The organism is Nonomuraea sp. NPDC050643 (assembly GCF_040654715.1).
In the GTDB taxonomy this organism is placed as follows: domain Bacteria; phylum Actinomycetota; class Actinomycetes; order Streptosporangiales; family Streptosporangiaceae; genus Nonomuraea.
Genome location: NZ_JBFAIM010000082.1, coordinates 18,673 through 41,404 on the forward strand (window position 1 = coordinate 18,673; position 22,732 = coordinate 41,404).

Here is a 22,732-nt window from a genome sequence, read left to right on the forward strand (position 1 = left end):
ATGACTGACAAGGCTCCGCTGAAGATTCACGACCTGCGTCCCGCCCCTGGCGCCAACAAGTCCAAGATCCGTAAGGGTCGTGGCGAGGCGTCCAAGGGTAAGACGGCCGGTCGCGGTACCAAGGGCAGCCGCGCCCGTACCACGGTCCCCCTCGGCTTCGAGGGTGGCCAGGTGCCGCTGCAGAGGCGTCTGCCGAAGCTCAAGGGCTTCTCCAACGCCCTGTTCAAGACGACCTACCAGGTCGTCAACCTTGACAGGCTGGGCGAGCTGTTCCCCGACGGTGGCGAGGTCACCGTCGAGTCGCTGGTCGCCAAGGGTGCTGTTCGCAAGAACCAGCTCGTGAAGGTCCTCGGCACCGGTGAGATCTCGGTCGCGGTGAACGTGCAGGCTCACGCCTTCTCGTCCGCCGCGAAGGAGAAGATCGCCGCTGCCGGTGGTTCCGTTACCGAGCTGTAGTAACGCTATGACGAGGCGTGGGGGCCCTGACAATGGGCCCCCACGCCCGTAGTGCGTTAGAGTTCGCGAGACGGCAGGCTTCTGTCCGGCTCGTTTGACAATGAGACTTCAGATGGCAGATCCCCGCACCATCGCTTACTCACAACGCCGTAAAGGCGCGCAGGAGGGACCGTGCTGACCGCGTTTACCCGGGCGTTCCGGACACCGGACCTGCGCAAGAAGTTGCTCTTCACCCTGGGCATCATCGCGCTTTTCCGTCTCGGCTCGGTTCTGCCGACCCCGGGAGTCCACGTCCAGAACCTCGCCGCCTGTTTCGACCAGGCCCGTAGTGGCGAAACCGGCAACATCTACGGGATGGTTCAGCTGTTCAGCGGCGGCGCGCTGCTGAAGCTGTCTGTGTTCGCGCTGGGCATCATGCCGTACATCACCGCGAGCATCATTCTGCAATTGCTCGTCGTGGTCATTCCACGTCTTGAGGCGCTCAAGAAGGAAGGCCAGTCCGGACAGACGAAGATCACGCAGTATACGCGTTATCTGACGATCGGGCTCGCCGTTCTCCAGTCGACCGCCTTCATCGCCCTGGCCCGTACCGGCCAGCTTTTCCCGAACTGCCAGCAGGACGTCCTGCTGGACCCTGAAGACATCTTCAGCATCGTCACGATGGTCGTCATCATGACGGCCGGCACGTCGGTCATCATGTGGCTCGGTGAGCTCATCACCGACCGTGGCGTCGGCAACGGAATGTCGATCCTGATCTTCACTCAGGTCGTCGCGGTCTTCCCCTCCGAGCTGAGCAACATCTTCCAGGCCAACAAGTTCACCTTCGCGGTCGTCATGGTGGTCGGCATCTTCATGATCGCCGCGGTGGTCTTCGTCGAGCAGGCGCAGCGCCGCATCCCGGTCCAGTACGCCAAGCGCATGGTGGGCCGCAGGATGTACGGCGGCACGTCGACGTACATCCCGCTGAAGGTCAACCAGGCCGGCATCATCCCGGTCATCTTCGCGTCCTCGCTGCTCTACCTGCCACAGCTCATCACCTCGCTGTTCCAGACGAGCGACAACATGGTGATCCAGTGGATCTCGCAGAACCTGGCCACGGGCGACACGCCCATCTACATGACCACGTTCTTCCTGTTGATCATCTTCTTCACGTACTTCTACGTGTCGATCACGTTCAACCCCACTGAAGTCGCCGACAACATGAAGAAGTACGGTGGTTTCATTCCGGGCATCCGCCCCGGCCGGCCGACGGCTGAATACCTGAACTTCGTGCTCACCCGTCTGACCGCGCCCGGCGCGCTCTATCTGGGTCTGATCTCCATGGTCCCGATCGTCGCGCTGGCGGTGGCCGGTGCGAGCCAGAACTTCCCGTTCGGAGGGACGAGCATTCTGATCATGGTAGGCGTCGGCCTGGACACGGTGAAGCAGATCGAGAGCCAGCTTCAGCAGCGTAACTACGAAGGTTTCCTGCGGTAGTGCGTCTCGTTCTGGTCGGGCCCCCCGGAGCGGGTAAGGGGACACAGGCCCAGTACATCGCATCGAACCTGTCCATCCCGAAAATCTCGACAGGTGACATCTTCCGTGCCAACGTTTCCGGCGGCACGGACCTTGGCAAGCTGGCCAAGACGTTCATGGACCGTGGTGACCTGGTGCCCGACGAGGTCACCATCGCCATGGTCCGTGACCGTCTGTCCGAAGACGACGCGCAGGACGGGTTCCTGCTCGACGGCTTCCCGAGGAACGTCGCGCAGGCGGAGATCCTGCGCGACATGCTCAAGGACTGGGGCCAGGCGCTCGACCTCGTTCTCGAACTCGTCGTCGACGACGACGAGGTGGTCAGGCGGCTGGCCGGCCGGCGCACCTGCAGCCAGTGCGGCCGCATCTGGCACGTCGAGTTCGATGACAAGAAGGACGACAAGTGCGACGCGTGCGGGGGCGCGCTCTTCCAGCGTGACGACGACAAGGAGGAGACCGTCAGGCACCGCCTGGAGGTCTACCAGGAGCAGACTGCACCGCTGGTCTCCTACTACGCCGACGAGGGCATCCTGGTGGGCGTCGACGCGACCGGCCCGGTCGAAGAGGTCACTCAGCGGGCCATGGACGCGATCCGGCCGTTCATGGGCTAGCTCTCCAGCACGACCGATTGCGGAGGTGGCACGGTGTTCCGTGCCACCTCGCGGTTATTGTGGGGGGAATTGGGCCCCCGCAGTGGCCCGTTGAGACCCAGGGGGGCAGACGATGTTCAAACGCAACAAGCACGGGATCCAGATCAAGTCGCCGGAGCAACTCGAGAAGATGCGCGCGGCGGGCCTCGTGGTCGGGCGCACGCTCGATCTGCTGAGGCGTTCTGTGCGGCCCGGAATGACGCCGCTCGACCTCGACGTCATCGCCGAGAAGGCGATCAGGGACGAGGGCGCGATCCCGTCCTTCAAGGGCTATCAGGGCTTTCCCGCGACCATCTGCGCGTCGGTGAACGACGAGGTGGTGCACGGCATCCCGACCAACGCCCGCGAGCTGCGCGAGGGCGACATCATCTCGATCGACTGCGGCGCCATCCTGGAAGGCTGGCACGGTGACTCCGCCGTCACGGTCCCGGTCGGCGAGGTCGGCCCCAAGCTGACCGAGCTGATGCGGATCACCGAGGAGGCCATGTGGCGCGGCATCGCCGCGCTGACGCCCGGCCGCCACCTGTCCGACATCGGCTACGAGGTCGAACGCTACGTCAAGTCGCAGGGCCGCTTCGGCATCCCGCCCGAGTACGGCGGCCACGGCATCGGCACCGAGATGCACATGGACCCGTGGATCGCCAACCACGGCAAACCCGGCAGGGGCCCGGCTCTCGAAGAGGGCATGTGCCTGGCCATCGAGCCCATGGTGAACCTGGGCACCGAGCGCACGCGCGTGCTGCCCGACGAGTGGACCGTGGTCACGATCGACGGCAAGGCGTCCGCACACTTCGAGCACAGCGTCGCCGTGACACATAATGGTCCTTGGGTGCTGACCGCCCTAGACGGGGGCAAAGAGCGCCTGGCACAACTGCAGAACTAGCCGGGAGTGGGTGGGGATGGCGAACAGCCCCGAGATGCGTGCCTCCGACGTCGACCGCGATCGTGTCGCCGCCATCCTCCGCGAGCACACCGCGCAGGGTCGCATCACGATGGACGAGTTCAACGAGCGACTCGAAGAGCTCTACAAGAGCAAGACCTATGGTGAGCTGGCCAAGTTAACGGTGGACCTGCCGGACGTGGACCTGCGCCACCTGCCCGTCAAGGCGAGCAGCGCGGCCCCCGCCCAGCGTGGCATGCACACCGGCATGCGGGCGGCCTGGAGCGCCTGGGCCGTGGCCAGCGGCATCAACTGGGTGATCTGGCTGATCGTGAGCCTCACCTCGGGCGACCTGATCTATCCCTGGCCGCTGTGGGTGATGGGCCCCTGGGGTGTGATCCTGCTGGCCAGCACCATCTTCGGCAACGATCACAATAAGCGATCATAGGACTCTGTGCAGTAGTGCACTGTGTGCATTCGTGCGCAGTGCGGATATGTCCGGCTTCCTAACGTGAGCTGTGTCTGGAACACGACTCACGGAGGAAACCACATGCGCAAGATCCTTGCAGCCGCCGCCCTCGCCGGCTCGATCTCCCTCGCCGGACTCGCCGTGGCCCCCGCCGCGCAGGCGTCCGCCACCGGCGCCACCGCCACCGCCACCGCCGGCCAGGCGACGAGCTCCATGGGGAACTGGGGCAAGTACTACTCGAGCAACAAGAAGGCGTACACCTACGGGAAGACCTGGAGCAAGGGCGGCCGGGTCTACACCCACTGGTACGGCAAGGAGTTCACGCCGAAGAAGGGCTACGTCTGGTTCCGCTACGACTTCAAGAACGGCGGCTCCGGCAAGCGCTACTACGCGTGGAACGGCTCCTACCACCACCAGTGGAGCGTCAAGGGCATCAAGCGGCTGTACACCTACACCTGCTGGGGCGGCAAGTTCAAGTACTGCGGTTCGGTGCACCGCATCTACTAGGAGCCCCATTCCCTGGAAGGCCCGCCGAGTCTCTCCCTCGGCGGGTCTTCCGCTGTGTGTTCGGCGGTTGGCGGGTGGGGTAGACTATCCGATGGTTGTGTCAGGACACCTGGCACGCGTTTCGCGTTTTAGGCTCAGGTGTCGTACACTCCTTAGTCGGCTCACTATGACTTGTCACGCGTCGACGATCGTTGTCGATCGTCGCTCTCTTCGAAGCGTGAAGGTCGCGGCTGCGTAGTGAACCGGAGCCTCAGACGACCGATCAGTGAAACGCGAGGAATTTTGGCCAAGAAAGACGGCGCCATCGAGATCGAGGGCACTGTGGTCGAATCGCTCCCGAACGCCATGTTCCGGGTGCAGCTCGACAACGGCCACAAAGTCCTGGCCCACATCAGCGGGCGGATGCGGATGCACTACATCCGAATCCTCCCCGACGACCGGGTAGTCGTTGAACTGAGCCCCTACGACTTGAGTCGTGGGCGGATCGTCTACCGATACAAGTAAGACGTCTGAGGAACACGAAGGACAATGAAGGTAAAGCCGAGCGTCAAGAAGATCTGCGACAAGTGCAAGGTGATTCGCCGGCACGGTCGCGTCATGGTGATCTGCGACAACCTGCGCCACAAGCAGCGTCAGGGTTAGTCGCCGCAAGGCTTCTCCGAGTCCGCCCCATCAGGGAGCGGGCTCGACGTATGAGGAGCCTGCAATCAGTAGTCGCGTCTCACACTCGAGCAGGCGGGCCTTGTCTCACAGGGCTCGAACCACTTGGAAGACCCCCGGTCGGAGGCCGGGGCCCTCACCCCGGGCATGGGGAGGGGTAGTGGGGCGCAAGACCTCCGCCACAACGAAGGAGAATGCCCGACCATGGCTCGCCTGGTTGGCGTCGACCTCCCCCGCGACAAGCGGCTGGAGATCGCTCTCACCTACATCTACGGAATCGGCCGCACCCGCGCCCAGGAGATCCTCCAGGCCACCGGCGTGAGCGGCGACCTCCGCGTGCACCAGCTCTCCGACACCGAGCTCGTCCCGATGCGTGACTACATCGAGGCGAACTACAAGATCGAGGGTGACCTGCGCCGCGAGGTCCAGGCCGACATCCGCCGCAAGATCGAAATCGGTTGCTACCAGGGCATCCGGCACCGTAAGGGCCTGCCGGTCCACGGTCAGCGCACGCAGACCAACGCGCGCACCCGTAAGGGCAAGAAGAAGACCGTCGCCGGCAAGAAGAAGCCCGGTAAGAAGTAGTCCACGCAGCCGCGGGACCGAAGACCTCAGGAGTGAAGGCAAAGGATGCCTCCTAAGAGCCGTCAGGGTGCGCCCAAGAAGGTGCGCCGCAAGGAAAAGAAGAACGTCGCTCACGGGCACGCCCACATCAAGAGCACGTTCAACAACACGATCGTCTCGATCACCGACCCCAACGGGAACGTGATCTCCTGGGCCAGCGCCGGCCACGTGGGTTTCAAGGGCTCCCGTAAGTCCACCCCGTTCGCCGCTCAGATGGCCGCCGAGAACGCCGCCCGCCGCGCCATGGAGCACGGCATGCGTAAGGTCGACGTCTTCGTCAAGGGCCCCGGCTCCGGCCGTGAGACCGCGATCCGCTCGCTGCAGGCCACCGGCCTCGAAGTGGGTTCGATCCAGGACGTCACCCCGGTTCCGCACAACGGCTGCCGTCCGCCCAAGCGCCGCCGCGTCTGAATTAGCCCAGGAGATAGAGAGAAATGGCTCGTTACACGGGCGCGGACTGCAAGCTCTGCCGTCGCGAGAAGACCAAGCTCTTCCTCAAGGGCAGCAAGTGTGAGTCCGCCAAGTGCCCCATCGAGATCCGTCCTTACCCGCCGGGTGAGCACGGCCGCGGACGCCCCAAGGAGTCCGAGTACCAGCTTCAGCTTCGTGAGAAGCAGAAGACCCGCCGCATCTACGGCGTCCTCGAGAAGCAGTTCCGCAACTACTACGAGGAGGCCGCGGGCAAGAGCGGCAAGTCGGGTGAGGTGCTGCTCCAGATCCTGGAGACCCGTCTCGACAACGTCGTCTACCGCGCCGGCTTCGCCCAGTCGCGTGACGCCGCTCGCCAGCAGGTGCGCCACGGCCACATCCTGGTGAACGGCCACAAGGTCGACATCCCGTCCTACCGCGTTCGCGAGCACGACATCATCGAGGTCCGCGAGACCAAGCGCAACCTGCTGCCCTACGAGGTGGCTCGCGCCACCGCCGGCGAGCGCACGGTTCCCGCGTGGCTCGGCGTCGTGCCCGAGAAGCTCCGCGTCCTGGTTCACCAGCTGCCGGTTCGCCAGCAGATCGACACCCAGGTCCAGGAGCAGCTCATCGTCGAGTACTACTCGAAGTAAGTAGTAACTCGTCCGGTCCGGGTGCGGCGTGCCGTGCCCGGACTAGGCTGTTTATCGGAGTGGCGTCATATAGCGGTCGCCACACGAAAAAGGGGAGAACCCACTCATGCTGATCGCTCAGCGCCCGACTCTTCTCGAAGAGTCGATCGACGACACCCGGTCCCGATTCGTCATCGAGCCGCTGGAGCCGGGTTTCGGCTACACCATCGGCAACTCTCTGCGCCGCACGCTGCTGTCGTCCATCCCGGGCGCGGCCGTGACGAGCATTCGCATCGAGGGCGTGCTGCACGAGTTCTCGACCGTCCCCGGGGTCAAGGAAGACGTCACCGACATCATCCTCAACCTCAAGGAACTGGTCGTCTCCTCCGAGCACGACGAGCCGGTCGTGATGTACCTGCGCAAGCAGGGCCCGGGTGAGGTCACCGCCGCCGACATCGCGCCTCCGGCCGGTGTCGAGGTGCACAACCCCGAGCTGCGCATCGCCACGCTCAACGGCAAGGCGAAGCTGGAGATGGAGCTGACCGTCGAGCGCGGTCGCGGCTACGTCTCCGCCGCGCAGAACAAGCAGCCGGGCCAGGAGATCGGCCGCATTCCGATCGACTCGATCTACTCCCCGGTCCTCAAGGTCACCTACAAGGTCGAGGCGACCCGAGTCGAGCAGCGTACCGACTTCGACCGTCTCATCCTCGACGTCGAGACCAAGCCGGCGATGAAGCCCCGCGACGCGGTGGCCTCCGCCGGTAAGACCCTCGTCGAGCTCTTCGGCCTGGCCCGCGAGCTCAACGTCGAGGCCGAGGGCATCGACATCGGCCCGTCGCCGACCGACGCGGCCCTGGCCGCCGATCTGGCGCTGCCGATCGAGGAGCTGAACCTGACCGTTCGCTCCTACAACTGCCTCAAGCGCGAGGGCATCCACACCGTGGGTGAGCTCGTCGCCCGCAGCGAGCAGGACCTTCTCGACATAAGGAATTTCGGCGCCAAGTCAATCGAAGAGGTCAAGCAGAAGCTGCACGAGATGTCGCTGGCGCTCAAGGACTCCCCGCCCGGGTTCGACCCGAGCGCGGTGGCCGGCGGCGGCTACGACGACGACGACAGCGCGTACGTCGAGACCGAGCAGTACTAATCCAGATAGCGCGGGCCCCCGTCACGGGGGCCTGGCGGCCCGACCCCGGTACCTGGTACGGCCGGGGCGGGTGAACTCCCAAGGAGAGATGACATGCCCAAGCCCACCAAGGGTGCACGCCTCGGCGGCAGCGCGGCGCACGAGCGGCTGATCCTGGCGAACCTCGCCACCGATCTGTTCCGCCACGGCAAGATCCGTACGACCGTCACCAAGGCGAAGCGTCTGCGCCCCCTGGCGGAGCGCCTGATCACCAAGGCGAAGAAGGGCGACATCCACAACCGTCGCCAGGTCCTGACCGTCGTCCGGGACAAGGGCGTGGTGCACCACCTGTTCACCGAGATCGCGGTGACCTTCGCCGAGCGTCCCGGTGGCTACACCCGCATCACCAAGATCGGTGCGCGTAAGGGCGACAACGCCCCGATGGCGGTCATCGAGCTGGTGACCGAGCCGCTGAACGGCGTCACCACCCGCCGCACCGAGGCTCCCGCCGCCGCGGCGCCGGCCGCCGAGAAGACCGAGGCCCCCGAGGCCGAGGAGGCGAAGGCCGAGGAGACGGCTGCGGACACCAAGGCCGAGGACACCAAGGCTGCGGACACCAAGGCCGAGGCTCCTGAGGCCGCCGCCGAGGAGGCTCCGGCCGCCGAGGCCGAGGCGAAGAAGGACGAGGCCTGATCTTTCAGGTCTTTCAGGTTTGCCGCAACGGGCCCGGATCCCCCTGACGGGGGTCCGGGCCCGTTGCCATCTTCAGGGAGGACCATCGTGGTACGGCTCCGCCTCGACCTCGGGTACGACGGCACCGACTTCTCGGGATGGGCCAGGCAGCCCGGCCTGCGTACCGTCCAGGGCGAGATCGAGCAGGCGCTCGGCCGGATCCTGCGCCTCGGCGCCCCGGCCATGCTGACCGTGGCCGGGCGTACCGACGCGGGGGTGCACGCGCGCGGGCAGGTGGCCCACGTGGACGTGCCGGAGGGCTCGATGGCCGAGCTCGACGGGAACCGGGGGCCCCTGGGCGTCGATGAGCGGCTCGCTGCGCTCGTGAGACGGCTCGGTGGGGTCTTGCCCCTAGACGTACGGGTATATCGGGTCTCAGTGGCCTCTGAGGGCTTTGACGCACGGTTCTCGGCGATGTTCCGGCGGTACGCGTACCGGGTGGGGGACGCGGCGGGTGGCGTCGATCCGCTGCGGCGTCGTGCGGTGGTCTGGCACAACCGGCCGCTCGACCTCGGCGCGCTCAACGCGGCCGCGGCGCGGCTGCTCGGCGAGCACGACTTCGCCGCCTTCTGCAAGAAGCGCGAAGGGGCCACGACGATCAGGGAGCTGCAGCGGCTGGAGTGGGTACGCGAGCCCGACGGCGTCCTCGTGGCCACCGTCGTGGCGGACGCGTTCTGCCACTCGATGGTGCGGGCGCTGGTGGGCTCGCTGCTGGCCGCGGGCGACGGGCGGCGGCCGGTGGAGTGGCCGGGCCAGGTGTTGACCAGGGGCGTACGCGACTCCGGGGTGCACGTGGCGCCCGCGCACGGGCTGTGCCTGGAGGAGGTCGGCTACCCGCCGGAGGCGGAACTCGCCGCGCGGGCCACGGCCACGCGGCGAGTGCGTACGGCTTCCGGCGCGTCAGCCCTTGGTGACGCGGCGCTCGAGGACGAGTGACGTCTGGTCCCTGAACGCGCCGCTGACCTTGGGTAGTGTCTTCTCCTTGGCCTCCGGCGTGTGGCCGTCGGTGTGGGTGGCGTAGCTGAAGACGATGTAACGGCCCCAGACCATGCCGGCGGCGTACCCGCCCGCGATGTGCACCCGCTCGCCACCCGAGCCGGCGGCGCCGGGGAGCGGGCGGAACCAGATGTTGCGGGCCAGGTCCTTGGCCTGGTCCGCGGTGGTGGCCGCGGTCTTGTCGGGGAGGACGGCTATGCCCGTGGTGACGGCGTAACGGCGCTTGCCGTCCACGTACGTGGCCCGCAGGACGCGAGTGCACTTCTGCTCTTTCAGCGCCTCGGCGAAAGCGCCCGTGGCGGCCTTGTCGCAGCTCGTCTCCATGCCGGCCTTGACCCTGATGAACGTCGTGCCCGCCGCGCTCACCTTCTTCTTCGGGAACGCCTCCGACAGCGACAGCTTCTGCGGGTCGGTCTGCTCGGAGTTGAGCATCGACGTGCCGGCCGCTTCTGGAGGCAGTGCGGTGGATTCGACGGTGGGCACCTGGGCCGGCTCCGAGGGGCGGGCGGCGGCCGTGGTGGGCTTGGGCTTGCTCACGGCCTGGAAGGCGAAGAAGCCGCCGGTGGCCACGCCGGCCAGGGCCAGCGCGCCCAGCGTGACGAACAGCGCCCGCTTGCTCTTGCCCTGGGGGGCCGGAGGTGGGGGTGGGGTTTGGAACGGAGGTTGTTTGAACGCTCCAGGGGGGAATGCCGGGCTCCCGCCGGGGGGAGTGGGCAGGTCGAGTGAGGTCGTGGGCTTCTGGCCCCAGGTCTCCCTGGGGAACGGCAGCTCAGGCAGTTTGTCACCGGTCGGGGGGATAGGGGGCCAGACGGGTACGTCGCCTGGCTCCGGGGGGCGGGTGGATGGATTGCCGTGCGAGTCGAAGACATGGGCCGGGTGGGCGGCGTCGCGCTTGGCGGCCTTCGGGTCGAAGTAGTGGGCGGGGTTGGTGGGGGTCTGGGTGTCGTCCGTGGCCGGGCGGGCGATGTCGTCGTGGGAGAAGGGCTGGGTCTCCGTGTGCTCGGCGGCCACGGGGGCGGCCAGGGGGCCCTTGGGGTGCTGGTCCGAGGGCTCCTGGGCGGTGGTGGTGCGCCGGTCGGCGGCGGCCTGGTCGGACCGCGTGCCGGGTGCCGGCGGGGTGGCGCTCGCCGGGGAGTGTGGCAGAGGCGAGGCCGGTGGTGTGAGGCCGGGCCGGGTCGGGCTCGTGTCGGGCGGCAGGGCAAGAGGGGTGCCGTCCGGTGGGGTCCGGTCTTGGAGGGCGACCGGTTCGGGTGGTGTGGTCTCCGGGTCGAAGGAGATCACCGGCCGGGTGAAGCCCTCCGGGTTGGTGGCGTTGGGGTCGAACGGCGGAGGGAGGGCCGGCTCGTCGGCGTCCGGCTCGGCCTCCAGCTCGCCCGTGGCGGCCGGCCAGGGGGGCATGGCATGGGGGTCGGTGATGGGGGCCGGCCATACGGGCATGCCCGCGGCGGCCGCCGTGAACGCCGGTGGCGGTTCCCACGGTGGCGCGCCGGGCACCACGGGGTCGGCCGGCCAGGGGCCGGGGTCCTCCGGCGCGTCCCAGGGGCGCATGTCACGGCTGGGCGGCTGTTCGCCCTGCCCGCCGGGTATCGGCCCTGTCTGCCGCCCGTCCTGGGCCGCTGCCGGCCGCGGTGGCCAGGAACCGTAGAGGTGGCCCGGACGGGTCTGGTCGGAGCCGTGGAAAGGGTCGGACCGGGACGGACCGGTCTCGTGGAGGCCGGCTGGGCGGGTGTGGTCGGAGCCGTGGAAAGGGCCCGGCTGGGAGGGGCCCGTGTCGTGGAGGCCGCCCGGGAGGGTGTGGTCGGGGTCCACGTCATGCGGACGGCCGGGGTGGGGCAGGTCGAAGGCCGAGGGGCCGCGGGCCGGGAGGTGGCCGGGGCGCGTGAGGTCGGCCTGCGCCGGGCCGGTGCCGCGGAAGTGGTCGGGGTGGGTGTCGTGAGCCGCCGCGTCGCGGACGCGGTCCTGTGGGCCGGTGTCGTGGAGCCGCCCCGGCCGGGTGTGGTCGGGCTCGGACGGGCCGGTGTCGTGGAGACCACCGGGCCAGGTCTGGCCGGGCTGGGGCGGGCCGGTGTCGTGGGGGCGGCTCAGGCCCTGGTCGCGGAGATGGGCGACGGAGGTGGGGCCGGTGTTCAGGAGGCGGCTGATCCGGTTCGGGTCGGCGCCGGGGTGGGTGGGCTCAGGCTCGTGCCCGCCCACCTGCCCGGGGCCGCCGGGATCGGTGTGGGCGTGGTCGTCGAACCAGTCGTAGGGGGTGGCGTCGTCGGCCGGGACCTCCCACGGCTGGGCGCCGGGTGGCTCGTCGGAGTCGGGCGGGTTCGGCGGTGATCCCTCGAAGACGGGAATGACGGGGAGCGACTCGGCGTCCGCCGCCTCGTCGGATGGGGTGGACGCCGGTGGGACGCTTCGCCCGTTGGTCTGGCCGAAGCTCGGCGGTGGCGTCGCGGGTGCGGCCGAGCGGTCGGCTTCCCTGCGATCGTGCTCAGACCCGGGTTCCTGGCCACGCATAGCTGGAGCCTAGCGAGAGTAGCGAGATCGTTATGTCGGTATGGGCGTTCCCAGAGGCAACAGGCGGTCCCTTTGACCCCATACGCCACTCAAAGCGGTTTTAGCTCAGGGGGCTGCCCGTGACCGACCGGTTGTCCAGGGCCTTGAACACCGTGGCCTTGGTGATGTCGTTGATGGCCTCGCTGATCCGCTTCGAGCCCTTCGAGTCGGGCTTCGTGCCGTCCTTGTTCTGGAACCAGATCAGGATCGCGAAGTGGCCGTACGTGGAGATCTTCGCGCCCCCGCTGCCCGAGCCGAGGAGCTTGGTGACGGTGTCCTTGCCGGCCAGCGGCTTGACGTAGTTCTTGGTGTCGCCGGACTTGGCGACCTTGCTCGCGTTCTTGCCGGTGCTGAGGTTGGCCACGCCGACCGTGCCGATGACCTTGCCGGCCTTGTCGCGGAAGCTGGCGCGGACGAACTGGGTGCACTTGGCGGACTTGAGCGCCTTCTTCAGGCTGTCGCCGAGTGCGCCGTCGTCGCACTTCTTGTCCTTGCTGGTGACCGTCATCTCGTACGAGCGGCCCGAGATCGTGAACTTCTTCTTCGAGCCGAAGAGCTCCTTGACCGTGATCGGGTCGGGGTCCGTGCTGCGGTTGGTGGCGAAGCCGAACTTGCCGGGCGGGATCACCGGAGTCGGGGCCGAGGTCTGGCGCTGGGTGGTGGTCTCGGCGGAGGAGGGCGGGTCGGCGTTGAACATCACCGCGAGGCCGCCGCCGAGCAGACCCAGCACCAGGATGCCGCTGAGGCCGGCCCACAGCGGGGCGCGCGAGCGGGGACCCTCGTCGTAGGGGCTCCAGCCGACCTTGCTCTGGGGCGCGGTCTTCTGGGGCTCCGCCTTCTGGGCCGCCGTCTGCTCGGTGTCGTCGTCGGCGCCGCGGTTCTTGCGTCCGCGGCGGGACTTGCGGCCTGCGGGGGGCTCGTCCTCGGGAGGGCCTCCAGCGGGCCCGCCGGCTGGTCCGCCGGGGCCGTCAGGTCCGCCTACGGGTGGGCGGCCGCGTCTCCCGCCGGATCCCTTTCCCTTCTCGGGGCCGAAGTTGCCGCCAGGCCCGCCGAAGCCGCCACCGGGACCACCAGGACCACCGGGCCCTCCAGGGCCTCCGGAACCGCCTGGGCCACCGAAGCCGCCGCCAGGGACGCCAGGGCCGCCAGGGCCCCCTTGGCCTCCGCCGGGACCGCCGCCGAAGCCGCCTCCGGGACCGCCGGGGCCGCCTTGACCGCCGGCCGGGCCGCCGCCGAAGAGTGAGCCGCTGGTCGGTGCGCCGCCCGCAGGTGGGGGCCCCGCGGGGCGGAAAGCGCTGCCAGGCTCCCTCGAGCCGCCGCCTCCCATGCCGTAGGGAGCGCCTCCCGTACCGAAGGAGGAGCCGCCCTTGTCGTTTTCACGTTCGTCATGGCCGTTGGAAACCATGCGGCGACATTACCGTGATGTTCGTCATTGAGTTCCGAAGTCCTGGGTCCACCATGGACCGCCGGGGCCGGAGGCGACGCCGACGCCGATGGCCTTCAGCCGGCAGTTCAGGATGTTCCTGCGGTGGTCACGGCTGTCCATCCAGCCGCGTACGGCCTCGTCGGCGGTGCTGTAACCGGCCCCGATGTTCTCGGCGGCGCCGAAGCGGTATCCGGCCCGCTCCATGCGCTCCCACGGGGACGAGCCGTCGGGCGAGACATGCCCGAGTTGTCCCGTACGGGCCATCTCCAGCGAGTGCGTACGAGCCGAGCGCGTGAGACCGCCGTCCACCCTGAGCGGCCCGCACCCGTTCCTCGACCTGGCCGAGTTCGTCAGCGAGACGACCCTGCTCGCCAGGCCGGCCAGCACCTGCTCCCCGTCGTCGGCGCTCTCGTCGCCGAGCACCACCTTGCGGCCGTCCTGGGTGTTGAAGCCGGGGATCTGGCCCTCGGGCGTCTTGGACGGCCTGGGGGTGGCCGCGCCGCTCGGTAGCCGCCTGGTCGTGATCTCCCTGGGGATCCGCTCGGCCTGGGGCTGCGCCTTCTTCGCCGTGGTCGGCGCGGGGGCGGCGGTGGCGGCCGCGGGCGGGGCGGTCTCGTTCAGGTAAACGTGGCGGGAGGGCTCGACGTCGTCGGTCATCCGGCCGATCAGCACGCCGGCGAAGAGCACGGCCGCCATGAGGCAGGTCAGCACGCCCAGGTGACTCCGGCGCCGAAGGCCGCGCTGGGTTTGCCGGGTGTGAGAGTTCTGCCACATACCGCCACCAACGATAGGGATGTCTGGTCCTGAGAAAGAAGAGGTCCCAGGGAAACGAAATCGAACCGTTCTGCGGTCGGGTAGACTCCTGCAGGGTTACCGGTCTTTTGACCTGCGCGCCTCAGGGCGGGTAGCTTAGGTTCGTTGTGTGCATAGGTCCAGCGAGACCAATGCGCGGCGCGTCCGGCGTCATCTCCCATTTTTGCGGAGACGGAAGGTCCGGGCCGTCGTGTGCCCGCACCGACCGACCAATGTAGCTGTCGCATCCGACAGCGCCGAAGACGCGAGCATAAAGAAGGCTACGACCGTGCGCACGTACTCACCGAAGCCCGCCGACGTCCAGCGTCAGTGGTACGTCATCGACGCGACCGATGTCGTGCTGGGCCGGCTGGCCAGCCACGTCGCGACCCTGCTCCGCGGCAAGCACAAGCCGATCTTCGCCAACCACGTCGACACCGGTGACTTCGTCATCGTCATCAACGCGGACAAGATCGCGCTGAGCGGCAACAAGCGTGAGCAGAAGAAGGCGTACCGCCACTCGGGCTACCCGGGTGGTCTGCGTTCCGTCACGTACGGCGAGCTCATGGAGAAGCGCCCGGACAAGGCTGTCGAGAAGGCCGTCAAGGGCATGCTGCCGAAGAACTCCCTCGGCCGGAAGATGGCCAAGAAGCTGAAGGTCTACGCGGGTTCTGAGCACCCGCACCAGGCCCAGCAGCCGGTGCCGTTCCAGATCACCCAGATCGCCCAGTAGTAGTTCGAAAGAGTTAGAGGAGAACCGTGGCTGAGCCCACCGGTGTCGAGACGGTCGTAGAGACGGCCGAGCTGGAGGAATTCCCCAGCGAGGACTTCCCGTCCGAGTACACCACCGAGTCCGCCGCCAGCGCTGACGCTCCCGTGCGCAAGCCCGTTACGACGGGCAACTCGTACGGCACCGGCCGCCGTAAGGAGGCGATCGCCCGCGTGCGCATCGTCCCCGGCACTGGCAAGTGGACGATCAACGGTCGTTCGCTGGACACCTATTTCCCGAACAAGGTCCACCAGCAGATCGTCAACGAGCCCTTCGTGGTGCTCGGCGCCGAAGAGGCGTTCGACGTCATCGCGCGCATCGACGGTGGCGGCGTGACCGGCCAGGCCGGCGCGCTGCGCATGGGTCTGTCCCGCGCCCTGGCGGTCCTGGACGTCGAGGTCAACCGGCCGCCGCTGAAGAAGGCCGGCTTCCTGACCCGTGACGCCCGCGCCACGGAGCGGAAGAAGTACGGCCTCAAGAAGGCCCGCAAGGCTCCGCAGTACAGCAAGCGCTAAATTGGCGCGCCTTTTCGGCACCGACGGGGTGCGTGGGGTCGCGGGTCGCGACCTCACGGCGGAGCTCGCCATGGATCTGTCCGTGGCGGCCGCGCATGTCCTCGGCGATGCAGGCGCGTTCGCCGCTACCGGACGCCGTCCGGTAGCGGTCGTAGGCCGGGACCCGCGTGCCTCGGGAGAATTTCTCGAGGCCGCTGTGGTCGCCGGCCTCGCGGCGTCTGGAGTGGATGTGCTGCGCCTCGGCGTGCTGCCCACCCCGGCCGTCGCCCACCTCACGGCCGCGCTCGGCGCCGACCTCGGCGTCATGCTGTCGGCCTCGCACAACCCGGCCCCGGACAACGGCATCAAGTTCCTGGCCCGCGGCGGCTTCAAGCTGTCCGACGTGGTCGAGGACGAGATCGAGCGGCGGCTGGGCGAGGAGTGGAGCTTTCCCGTCGGCTCGGGCGTGGGCCGCGTGCGCGACGCGTACGGGGAGGCCGACCGTTACATCTCACACGTGCTGACCTCGCTGAACGGGGCCCTCGACGGCCTCAGCATCGTGGTCGACTGCGCCCACGGGGCCGCCCACATGGTGGCGCCCGAGGCGCTGGTGCGTGCGGGGGCCAGGGTCGAGTCCATCGGCGCCAGGCCCGACGGCCTGAACATCAACGCCGGCCACGGCTCGACCCACCTGGACAAGCTCCAGCAGGTGGTCATCTCGCGCGGGGCGGACCTGGGCGTGGCCTACGACGGCGACGCCGACCGCTGCCTGGCCGTCGACCACACGGGCGCGATCATCGACGGTGACCACATCATGGCCATCCTGGCCGCCGCCATGCACGGCGAGGGGCTGCTGTCCAAGGACACCGTGGTCGCGACCGTGATGTCCAACCTGGGCTTCAAGCTGGCCATGCGCGACGCGGGCATCACCGTGGTGGAGACCGCGGTGGGCGACCGCTACGTGCTGGAGCGGATGAAGTCCGAGGGCTTCAACCTGGGCGGCGAGCAGTCGGGGCATGTCATCATGCTCGACCACGCCACCACGGGCGACGGCCTGCTCACCTCGCTGCACCTGCTGGGTGTGGTGGCCAAGTCCGGCGTGACACTGAAGGAGCTGGCCTCGGTGATGACGCCGCTGCCGCAGATCCTGATCAACGTCAAGGACGTGGACAAGGGCAAGGCCTCGGTGCCCGAACTCGTCGCCGCGGTCGCGGCGGCGGAGGCGGAGCTGGGGGAGACGGGCCGGGTCCTGATCAGGCCGAGCGGCACGGAGCCCATGATCCGGGTCATGGTCGAGGCCGCGTCGGAGGAGCACGCCACGCAGGTGGCGGGGCGACTGGCCGACGTGGTGCGCACGGCCTGCATCTGAACGGCGCTAACGGCCGCACGGTTGCTACCACGGCGCGCATGGCCTCGCGCCTGAACGGCGCCAACGGCTGAGCGGCGCGCAGGGCCTCGCGTCCGAATATCGCGAACGCGGCCCGCGGGATGGATCCTGCGGGCCGCGTTTCGTGTTCGCCCTCCGCCGGAGAGCCGGGGTCTACTCGTCGCCGGTCAGGGAGAACGAGCGCAGCCGCTGGCCGGCCCACAGGACCGCGCCCACCGCGACGACGATCAGGGCCGGTACGGCGAAGCCGAGCCCCACGTCCGCCTGGAAGAACGCCGAGCCGGAGATCTGGTCGGCGATCGACTGGCCCCACTGCTGGATCGAGTATTTGCGGGCCCCCACGATGACGTTGCCCACGAGGCTCTCCCACACCAGCGCGTAGATGACGCCGATCGTGACCGCGTGGCGGGTGACGACGCCGAGCAGCAGGAAGACGGCGGCGTAGGCGATGCCGGCCACCAGGGCGCCCACGGCGAAGCCGGCGGCGATGCCGTCCTCGTTGCCGACCAGCAGCCAGGCCGCCGCGTAGGTCGGTACGGCCGCGAACACGGCCAGCAGCGAGGCCGCCACCAGGAACTTCGTCTGGGCGATGACCGGGCGGGAGATCGGCTTGGACATCAGGTGGATGATCGTGCCGTCGTCGATCTCCGGGGCGATGACGCCCGTGCCCGCGATCACGCCCAGCAGCGGGAGCATGGTGCCGATCGCGAAGGTCTTCATCAGTTCGACGGTCGTGGCCTGGTCGGCGGCGCCGAAGACGCGCAGCAGCACGGCCAGGCCGATCAGCGCGAGTGGAAGCAGCAGGAGCAGGGCGATGCGGCGGCGGCCCAGCAGGGCGCGGTAGGTGATGCCGGCGACGACGGGGTTCATCAGCTGCTCCTGTTGATCAGGTAGGAGAAGACGCTCTCCAGGTCCTCGTCCGCGGGGGAGACCTGGAGCAGGCGTACGCCCTCGGCCTGGGCGACCCGGGGGAGCAGCCGGGCGAAGCGGCTGAACTCCGTGGCCTGGACCTCCAGCCCGTCGGGGCGCAACGTGAGGCCGCCGGTCGAGGCGTCGCGGACGAGGGCGGCGGCCAGTCTCCTGTCGTCGCTGGAGCGGATCATGAACAGGTGCGGCCGGTCGGTCATCAGCCGCCGGATCTCGCGGAAGTTGCCGGAGGCCGCGTGCCGCCCCGCCACGAGGACCTCGATGTGCTGGGCGACCCGCTCGACCTCCTCCAGGATGTGGGAGCTGAACAGGATCGTCTTGCCCGCCGTGCCCATTTCCTGGATGAGGTCCATGAGGTGCAGGCGCTGGCGCGGATCCATGCCGTTGAACGGCTCGTCGAGCAGCAGCACGGGCGGGTCGTGCACCAGGGCCGCGGCCACCTTGACGCGCTGGCGCATGCCCTTGGAGTAGGTCTCGACCCGGCGGTCCTTCGGCTCCTCCATCTCCACCGTGGCCAGGGCCTTGCGGGCGGCCTGCACCGGGTCGGGCAGGCCGTGCAGGCGGGCGGCCGACAGGACGAACTGCCAGCCGGTCAGGAAGCCGTAGACGCCCTCCCGCTCCGGAACCAAGCCAATATTTCGGTAGATGTGGTGGTTTTTCCACACCTTGGTGCCGTCCAGGTCGACCGTGCCGCCCGACGGGGCCAGGAAGCCGGCCATCATGTGCAGGAGCGTCGACTTGCCCGCACCGTTGGGGCCGAGCAGGCCGGTGACGCCGGGGCCGATCGTCATCGTCACGTCGTTGACGGCGACCACGTTGCCGTACCAGCGCGACACCTGTGAGAGCTCGATCTTCACTGGGAGGCCGCCTTCCTGTATCGCAGCGCGAGGGCGGCCAGGCCGGCGGCGATCAGCAGCACCAGGAGCAGCGCGGAGGCCGGCCCGCTGGGGTAGGCGCTGCTCTCGATGGAGTGCGGCGGGGTGCCGAACAACCAGGACTGTACGGAGTCCGTCAGCCAGAACGGGTTCGCCAGCCACGCCCACGCGGCGGCGGCCTCGTTGCCCGACATGGACAGCGTGGCGTAGATCAGCGGCACCGAGGCGGACGACAGCAGGTAGACGGTGATCACCGAGGCCACGCCGAGCCCGCGCCGCGGCGTGAGCGAGGCCAGCGCCAGCCCGAAGGACGACAGCAGCAGCGCCAGCATCAGGGTCGTGACCATGGCGGCCACGTAGTCGCCGGTCGCCGGAGGGCCGGGCAGGTCGATGATCAGCTCGCCCACGTAGGAGACGGTGAGCGGCACCGCGATCAGCGCGTAGAGGGCGACGGTCATCGCCGCGACCTTGGCGGCGACGTACTCGGCGACCGAGACCGGCCGTGACAGGTAGAGGGACAGCGTGCGGTGGCGCAGGTCGGGAGCGACCACCGTGGGCGCCTGCGCGGCCAGGAAGATCGCCACCACGGCCTGCATGACCACGGCCAGGCCGCTGTAGGGGATGCCCTGCCGCTGGATGGCGACCAGGGCCGCGATGTTCACGACCGCGGGCACGAGCATGATGGCGGCCAGGGAGAACGGCACGATCTTGCCGCGGGCGGGGCGGCCGAGGCCGAAGACGCCGCGCAGCGTGTGGACGGCCAGCGCCCTGGTGGAGTAGCCGCGGCCGAGCCGGGGGCCGTCGTAGTGGCGGTAGCCGATGTCGTAGATCTCAGACATGGGTGATCTCCTCCCTGAAGACGTCCTCGATGCGGTGACGTCCCTCTTCGAGGCGGATCAGGCAGAGGTCGAGGTCGACGGCGGTGTCGCGGATCAGGTCGTACGTCTCGGGGCCCGCCACCTTGACCACCAGCATGCGGCCCTGCCGCGAGGCGGTCTGGCCGGCGGCGGCGAGCCGGGCGGCCAGGTCGTCGAGGCCCTCGTCGACCTCGACCGTCACGCTCTGCGTGCCCTGCGTGTACTCGCCGATCGCGGACGAGCGCAGCAGCCGGCCGGCGTCGATGACGATCACGTGGTCGCAGACGCGTTCCAGCTCGCCCAGCAGGTGGGAGGTGACGAGCACGCTGATGCCGAACTCGGCGCCGATGCGCTTGATCAGCGTCAGCATCTCGTCGCGGCCGCGCGGGTCGAGGCCGTTGGTCGGCTCGTCGAGGAAGATCAGCTTGGGGTCGTGGACCAGGGCCTGGGCCAGCTTGACGCGTTGCTTCATGCCGGTGGAGTAGCCGCCGATCGCGCGGTAGCGCTCTTCCGCCAGCCCCACGTGGCGCAGCACGTCGGCGGCGCGCTCGCGGGCGGCGACACGCGGCAGGCCGGACATGCGCGCGAAGTGGACGACTAACTCGGTGGCGGAGACGTCGGGTGGAAGGCATTCGTGCTCGGGCATGTAGCCGACGAGCCTGCGGATCTCGGCGCCCTGCGCCGCGATGTCCAGGCCGAGCACCTGGGCGGCGCCGCCGCTGGGTGGCAGCAGGCCGAGCAGGATCTTGATCAGCGTCGACTTTCCCGCGCCGTTCGCGCCGACCAGACCGGTGACGCCCGGCCCCACGGTGACCGTGAGCGCGTCGATCGCGGTGACGGTGGGGAAGCGTTTGGTCAGGCCCTCGGTGGCGAGGATGTGCATGTGCCGGACCCTACCTGTCGCACCGGGGCCATGGCCTCGGTCAAACGGATGAGCGGCGTCCTACTTGAGGCCAGAATTTCCGCTGGACCAGAAGGGTGAGCGTGCCCGCGATGACCATCCCCGCGATGTTGAGCCCGAGCTGGGAGACCGACGCCGCGACCTCGTCCCAGGCGCCGAGCGCGAGCGCGACGGCCGCGTAGCCGGCGGCGGGCACGGTGGTGACCGAGATGAAGACGCCGATCAGGGCCGAGGACTTGCCCGCCGTGATCGACAGCACTCCGGCCGCGCCCGCCAGCAGCGCCACGATGAACGACCAGCGGTCGGGCTTGACGATGAACTGCAGATCGTCGTGCCGGCCGAGGTTGCTCGCGTCGAACCAGCCCATCCAGTACGAGACCAGCGCGCAGGCGAACGTGACCGCGATCGCCACCGTGAACCCGCTGACCAGCGTCTTGAGTGCCGTGGTGATCAGGTGCCAGCGGCGGCGCAGCAGGCCGAAGCAGATGGCCGCCACCGGCCCGAACTCGGGGCCGAGCACCATCGCGCCGATCATCAGGAGCGGGGAGTTCTGCACCACGGCGATGCCCGAGAGCTGGGTGGCGACGGCCAGGAACGACAGGTAGGCCCACGTCAGGCGGGTGTCGGCCTCGACCCGCTGCTCCAGCGCCTCCCACACCACCGCGTCGTCGGGGTCGCCCGGCGCCTCCTCCACGGCGTCGTCCGCGACCCTGGACAGCGAGAGGTCGACGTGCTCGACGGCGATGGAGCCCGTCTCCTCCAGCCACTTGAGCTTGCCGAGCACCTCGTTGGCCGACTCGCGCGCCGCATCGCAGAAGATCAGGTCGCCTTCGGGCACGCGCGCGGCGCCGGGCAGGACGACGATGTTGGTGACGCCGGGACAGTCTTCCAACACCGTCAGCGCCTCGGCGGTGCGCGCGGCCGGGCAGATCAGTCGCAGATGTAGCACGCTGCCATTGTTGTCGATCGGACGTTGACGAGGTATTGACCCCGATACGCGAAGCTTCCTCGCATGATCCGGTTCAGGTGTCATGAGGATGGTGAGGAGTGCTGGTTCGCCGGGATCGACGACCAGGAGTGCGGGGGCAGGTTCGCGCTCTATCTGTTCGAGGAGGCGTTCAGGTCTGGCGGAGCCGTACCTTTCGTACCGAGTGGTCGACGCCCTTCTTGAGGACGAGGTCGGCCCGGCCCCTGGTGGGGGCGATGTTCTCGACCAGGTTGCGCTCGTTGATGTCGCGCCAGACGTTGACGGCGAAGTCTGTGGCCTCGTCGTAGGACATCGCCGCGATGTGCCGGAAATACGACTTCGGGTCTTCGAAGGCGGTGCGGCGGAGCTTGTGGAAGCGGTCGACGTACCAGGAGCGGATGTCCTCGACCTTGGCGTCCACGTAGATGGAGAAGTCGAAGTAGTCGTTGACCGCGAGGGACGTGGGCGGGGCAGGCTGGAGGACGTTGAGGCCCTCGATGATCAAGATATCTGGATTTTTGACGATCTGGTGGGCGCCGGGGACGATGTCGTACTCGAGGTGGCTGTAGATCGGCGCGCGTGCCTCCGCCGCGCCCGCCTTCACCTCCGCCACGAACCTGACCAGCCCGCGCCGGTCATAGCTCTCCGGGAAGCCCTTGCGATGCATGATCTTCTTGGCCTCGAGCACCGCGTTGGGGTAGAGGAAGCTGTCGGTGGTGATCAGCTCCACGTGGGGATGCTCGGGCCAGCGGGCGAGGAGGGTGTGCAGGAGCCGCGCCGTCGTCGACTTGCCGACGGCGACGCTGCCCGCGATGCCCAGGATGTAGGGGACGCGCCGCTCGGCGTGGCCGAGGAACGCGCTGAGCACGCTGCTGCGCTGCTTGGATCCGGTGAAGTGCAGGTTGAGCAGCCGGGTCAGAGGGAGGTAGATGTCGGTGACTTCGGTCAGGTCGATGGGGTCGTCGACGCCGCGCAGCTCTTCCAGCTCGTCTGCGGTGAGAGTCAAGGGCGTGTTCTTGCGGAGCTCGCTCCACTGCTCCCTGCTCAGTTCCACGTAGCCGTTATTCACCTAGGCAGCGTAGCGATGTGCGACAAACCGGATCATGGCCGGGGCGCGTCCTGTGGATCCACAGCCTGTGGATAA

At 68.5% G+C, this 22,732-nt stretch carries 26 protein-coding genes; 17 read left to right on the top strand and 9 right to left on the bottom strand.

The window, feature by feature from the left end; all coding sequences use genetic code 11:
* From rplO to truA, 14 genes are all read left to right on the top strand, one after another.
* Entirely contained in the window at positions 1-456 is a 456-nt protein-coding gene (gene rplO / locus AB0I15_RS57410) for a 50S ribosomal protein L15 (protein WP_358117026.1), read from the top strand.
* A 171-nt stretch (positions 457-627) separates the two neighbouring features.
* Positions 628-1,932, top strand: a complete 1,305-nt coding sequence (secY, locus tag AB0I15_RS57415; RefSeq protein ID WP_358117028.1) for a preprotein translocase subunit SecY — start codon at positions 628-630, stop codon at positions 1,930-1,932.
* Positions 1,932-2,582, top strand: a complete 651-nt coding sequence (locus tag AB0I15_RS57420) for an adenylate kinase (RefSeq protein ID WP_358117030.1) — start codon at positions 1,932-1,934, stop codon at positions 2,580-2,582. The genes secY and AB0I15_RS57420 overlap by 1 nt, the downstream gene beginning before the upstream one ends.
* A 112-nt stretch (positions 2,583-2,694) precedes the next feature.
* Positions 2,695-3,504: a type I methionyl aminopeptidase gene (gene map, locus AB0I15_RS57425; protein WP_358117034.1), complete on the top strand. Its 810-nt coding sequence runs from the start codon at positions 2,695-2,697 to the stop codon at positions 3,502-3,504.
* Between the two features lie 16 nt (positions 3,505-3,520).
* A complete protein-coding gene (locus AB0I15_RS57430; RefSeq protein WP_358117037.1) occupies positions 3,521-3,949 on the top strand; it encodes a DUF1707 domain-containing protein in 429 nt (142 codons plus the stop codon).
* A 102-nt stretch (positions 3,950-4,051) separates the two neighbouring features.
* Positions 4,052-4,477: a hypothetical protein gene (locus AB0I15_RS57435; protein WP_358117039.1), complete on the top strand. Its 426-nt coding sequence runs from the start codon at positions 4,052-4,054 to the stop codon at positions 4,475-4,477.
* 282 nt (positions 4,478-4,759) lie between these two features.
* Entirely contained in the window at positions 4,760-4,981 is a 222-nt protein-coding gene (infA, locus tag AB0I15_RS57440) for a translation initiation factor IF-1 (protein WP_012887858.1), read from the top strand.
* A gap of 24 nt (positions 4,982-5,005) precedes the next feature.
* Positions 5,006-5,119 carry a 50S ribosomal protein L36 gene (gene rpmJ / locus AB0I15_RS57445; RefSeq protein ID WP_003956441.1) on the top strand — a complete coding sequence of 38 codons (114 nt, stop codon included), beginning with the start codon at positions 5,006-5,008 and terminating at the stop codon, positions 5,117-5,119.
* 222 nt (positions 5,120-5,341) lie between these two features.
* Complete coding sequence (gene rpsM / locus AB0I15_RS57450) at positions 5,342-5,722, top strand: 30S ribosomal protein S13 (RefSeq protein WP_132617274.1); 381 nt, start codon at positions 5,342-5,344, stop codon at positions 5,720-5,722.
* A 45-nt stretch (positions 5,723-5,767) separates the two neighbouring features.
* Complete coding sequence (gene rpsK / locus AB0I15_RS57455) at positions 5,768-6,172, top strand: 30S ribosomal protein S11 (protein WP_020542285.1); 405 nt, start codon at positions 5,768-5,770, stop codon at positions 6,170-6,172.
* A gap of 23 nt (positions 6,173-6,195) precedes the next feature.
* On the top strand, positions 6,196-6,822 hold the full coding sequence (gene rpsD / locus AB0I15_RS57460; protein ID WP_358117043.1) for a 30S ribosomal protein S4: 627 nt from the start codon (positions 6,196-6,198) through the stop codon (positions 6,820-6,822).
* Between the two features lie 106 nt (positions 6,823-6,928).
* Positions 6,929-7,945, top strand: a complete 1,017-nt coding sequence (locus AB0I15_RS57465; RefSeq protein ID WP_103960866.1) for a DNA-directed RNA polymerase subunit alpha — start codon at positions 6,929-6,931, stop codon at positions 7,943-7,945.
* A 93-nt stretch (positions 7,946-8,038) separates the two neighbouring features.
* Positions 8,039-8,617 (top strand): 50S ribosomal protein L17, encoded by a 579-nt coding sequence (rplQ, locus tag AB0I15_RS57470; protein ID WP_358117046.1) that lies wholly within the window; start codon positions 8,039-8,041, stop codon positions 8,615-8,617.
* Between the two features lie 87 nt (positions 8,618-8,704).
* Positions 8,705-9,592 (top strand): tRNA pseudouridine(38-40) synthase TruA, encoded by an 888-nt coding sequence (gene truA / locus AB0I15_RS57475; protein ID WP_358117050.1) that lies wholly within the window; start codon positions 8,705-8,707, stop codon positions 9,590-9,592.
* On the opposite strand, the gene AB0I15_RS57480 is transcribed toward truA, so the two are convergent.
* The 3 genes from AB0I15_RS57480 to AB0I15_RS57490 all read right to left on the bottom strand — a co-directional run bounded on the left by AB0I15_RS57480 (position 9,557) and on the right by AB0I15_RS57490 (position 14,330).
* Positions 9,557-12,154 (bottom strand): hypothetical protein, encoded by a 2,598-nt coding sequence (locus AB0I15_RS57480; protein WP_358117052.1) that lies wholly within the window; start codon positions 12,152-12,154, stop codon positions 9,557-9,559. The two genes, truA and AB0I15_RS57480, sit on opposite strands and share 36 nt — an antisense overlap.
* A 100-nt stretch (positions 12,155-12,254) precedes the next feature.
* On the bottom strand, positions 12,255-12,923 hold the full coding sequence (locus AB0I15_RS57485) for a hypothetical protein (RefSeq protein ID WP_358117055.1): 669 nt from the start codon (positions 12,921-12,923) through the stop codon (positions 12,255-12,257).
* A gap of 699 nt (positions 12,924-13,622) precedes the next feature.
* A complete protein-coding gene (locus tag AB0I15_RS57490) occupies positions 13,623-14,330 on the bottom strand; it encodes a CAP domain-containing protein (protein WP_358117058.1) in 708 nt (235 codons plus the stop codon).
* Between the two features lie 370 nt (positions 14,331-14,700).
* Between AB0I15_RS57490 and rplM the strand changes: the two genes are divergently transcribed.
* From rplM to glmM, 3 genes are read left to right on the top strand one after another with little or no spacing between them, the layout of a single operon-like run.
* Positions 14,701-15,144 (top strand): 50S ribosomal protein L13, encoded by a 444-nt coding sequence (gene rplM / locus AB0I15_RS57495; protein ID WP_358117060.1) that lies wholly within the window; start codon positions 14,701-14,703, stop codon positions 15,142-15,144.
* 26 nt (positions 15,145-15,170) lie between these two features.
* Entirely contained in the window at positions 15,171-15,695 is a 525-nt protein-coding gene (rpsI, locus tag AB0I15_RS57500) for a 30S ribosomal protein S9 (RefSeq protein ID WP_358117062.1), read from the top strand.
* Position 15,696: 1 nt separating this feature from the next.
* Complete coding sequence (gene glmM, locus AB0I15_RS57505) at positions 15,697-17,043, top strand: phosphoglucosamine mutase (protein WP_358117064.1); 1,347 nt, start codon at positions 15,697-15,699, stop codon at positions 17,041-17,043.
* A 171-nt stretch (positions 17,044-17,214) separates the two neighbouring features.
* On the opposite strand, the gene AB0I15_RS57510 is transcribed toward glmM, so the two are convergent.
* The 6 genes from AB0I15_RS57510 to coaA form a co-directional block, all read right to left on the bottom strand.
* Positions 17,215-17,931, bottom strand: coding sequence for an ABC transporter permease subunit (locus AB0I15_RS57510; RefSeq protein ID WP_358117067.1), 717 nt, complete (start codon positions 17,929-17,931; stop codon positions 17,215-17,217).
* A complete protein-coding gene (locus tag AB0I15_RS57515; RefSeq protein WP_358117070.1) occupies positions 17,931-18,845 on the bottom strand; it encodes an ABC transporter ATP-binding protein in 915 nt (304 codons plus the stop codon). Before AB0I15_RS57515 ends, AB0I15_RS57510 begins: the two co-directional genes overlap by 1 nt.
* Entirely contained in the window at positions 18,842-19,702 is an 861-nt protein-coding gene (locus AB0I15_RS57520) for an ABC transporter permease subunit (RefSeq protein ID WP_358117072.1), read from the bottom strand. The genes AB0I15_RS57515 and AB0I15_RS57520 overlap by 4 nt, the downstream gene beginning before the upstream one ends.
* A complete protein-coding gene (locus tag AB0I15_RS57525; RefSeq protein ID WP_358117074.1) occupies positions 19,695-20,603 on the bottom strand; it encodes an ABC transporter ATP-binding protein in 909 nt (302 codons plus the stop codon). The genes AB0I15_RS57520 and AB0I15_RS57525 overlap by 8 nt, the downstream gene beginning before the upstream one ends.
* A gap of 40 nt (positions 20,604-20,643) precedes the next feature.
* Positions 20,644-21,570, bottom strand: a complete 927-nt coding sequence (locus AB0I15_RS57530) for a DUF389 domain-containing protein (protein WP_358117076.1) — start codon at positions 21,568-21,570, stop codon at positions 20,644-20,646.
* A 169-nt stretch (positions 21,571-21,739) separates the two neighbouring features.
* A complete protein-coding gene (gene coaA / locus AB0I15_RS57535; protein ID WP_358117125.1) occupies positions 21,740-22,642 on the bottom strand; it encodes a type I pantothenate kinase in 903 nt (300 codons plus the stop codon).
* Positions 22,643-22,732 lie beyond the last annotated feature (90 nt).

Bases quoted from the DNA above. Each gene is read 5' to 3' on its own strand.
- rplO (WP_358117026.1), top strand. From the start codon at position 1: ATGACTGACAAGGCTCCGCTGAAGATTCACGACCTGCGTCCCGCCCCT.
- map (WP_358117034.1), top strand. From the start codon at position 2,695: ATGTTCAAACGCAACAAGCACGGGATCCAGATCAAGTCGCCGGAGCAA.
- AB0I15_RS57430 (WP_358117037.1), top strand. From the start codon at position 3,521: ATGGCGAACAGCCCCGAGATGCGTGCCTCCGACGTCGACCGCGATCGT.
- AB0I15_RS57435 (WP_358117039.1), top strand. From the start codon at position 4,052: ATGCGCAAGATCCTTGCAGCCGCCGCCCTCGCCGGCTCGATCTCCCTC.
- rpmJ (WP_003956441.1), top strand. From the start codon at position 5,006: ATGAAGGTAAAGCCGAGCGTCAAGAAGATCTGCGACAAGTGCAAGGTG.
- rpsM (WP_132617274.1), top strand. From the start codon at position 5,342: ATGGCTCGCCTGGTTGGCGTCGACCTCCCCCGCGACAAGCGGCTGGAG.
- rpsK (WP_020542285.1), top strand. From the start codon at position 5,768: ATGCCTCCTAAGAGCCGTCAGGGTGCGCCCAAGAAGGTGCGCCGCAAG.
- rpsD (WP_358117043.1), top strand. From the start codon at position 6,196: ATGGCTCGTTACACGGGCGCGGACTGCAAGCTCTGCCGTCGCGAGAAG.
- AB0I15_RS57465 (WP_103960866.1), top strand. From the start codon at position 6,929: ATGCTGATCGCTCAGCGCCCGACTCTTCTCGAAGAGTCGATCGACGAC.
- rplQ (WP_358117046.1), top strand. From the start codon at position 8,039: ATGCCCAAGCCCACCAAGGGTGCACGCCTCGGCGGCAGCGCGGCGCAC.
- AB0I15_RS57480 (WP_358117052.1), bottom strand. From the start codon at position 12,154: ATGCGTGGCCAGGAACCCGGGTCTGAGCACGATCGCAGGGAAGCCGAC.
- AB0I15_RS57510 (WP_358117067.1), bottom strand. From the start codon at position 17,931: ATGAACCCCGTCGTCGCCGGCATCACCTACCGCGCCCTGCTGGGCCGC.
- AB0I15_RS57520 (WP_358117072.1), bottom strand. From the start codon at position 19,702: ATGTCTGAGATCTACGACATCGGCTACCGCCACTACGACGGCCCCCGG.
- AB0I15_RS57525 (WP_358117074.1), bottom strand. From the start codon at position 20,603: ATGCACATCCTCGCCACCGAGGGCCTGACCAAACGCTTCCCCACCGTC.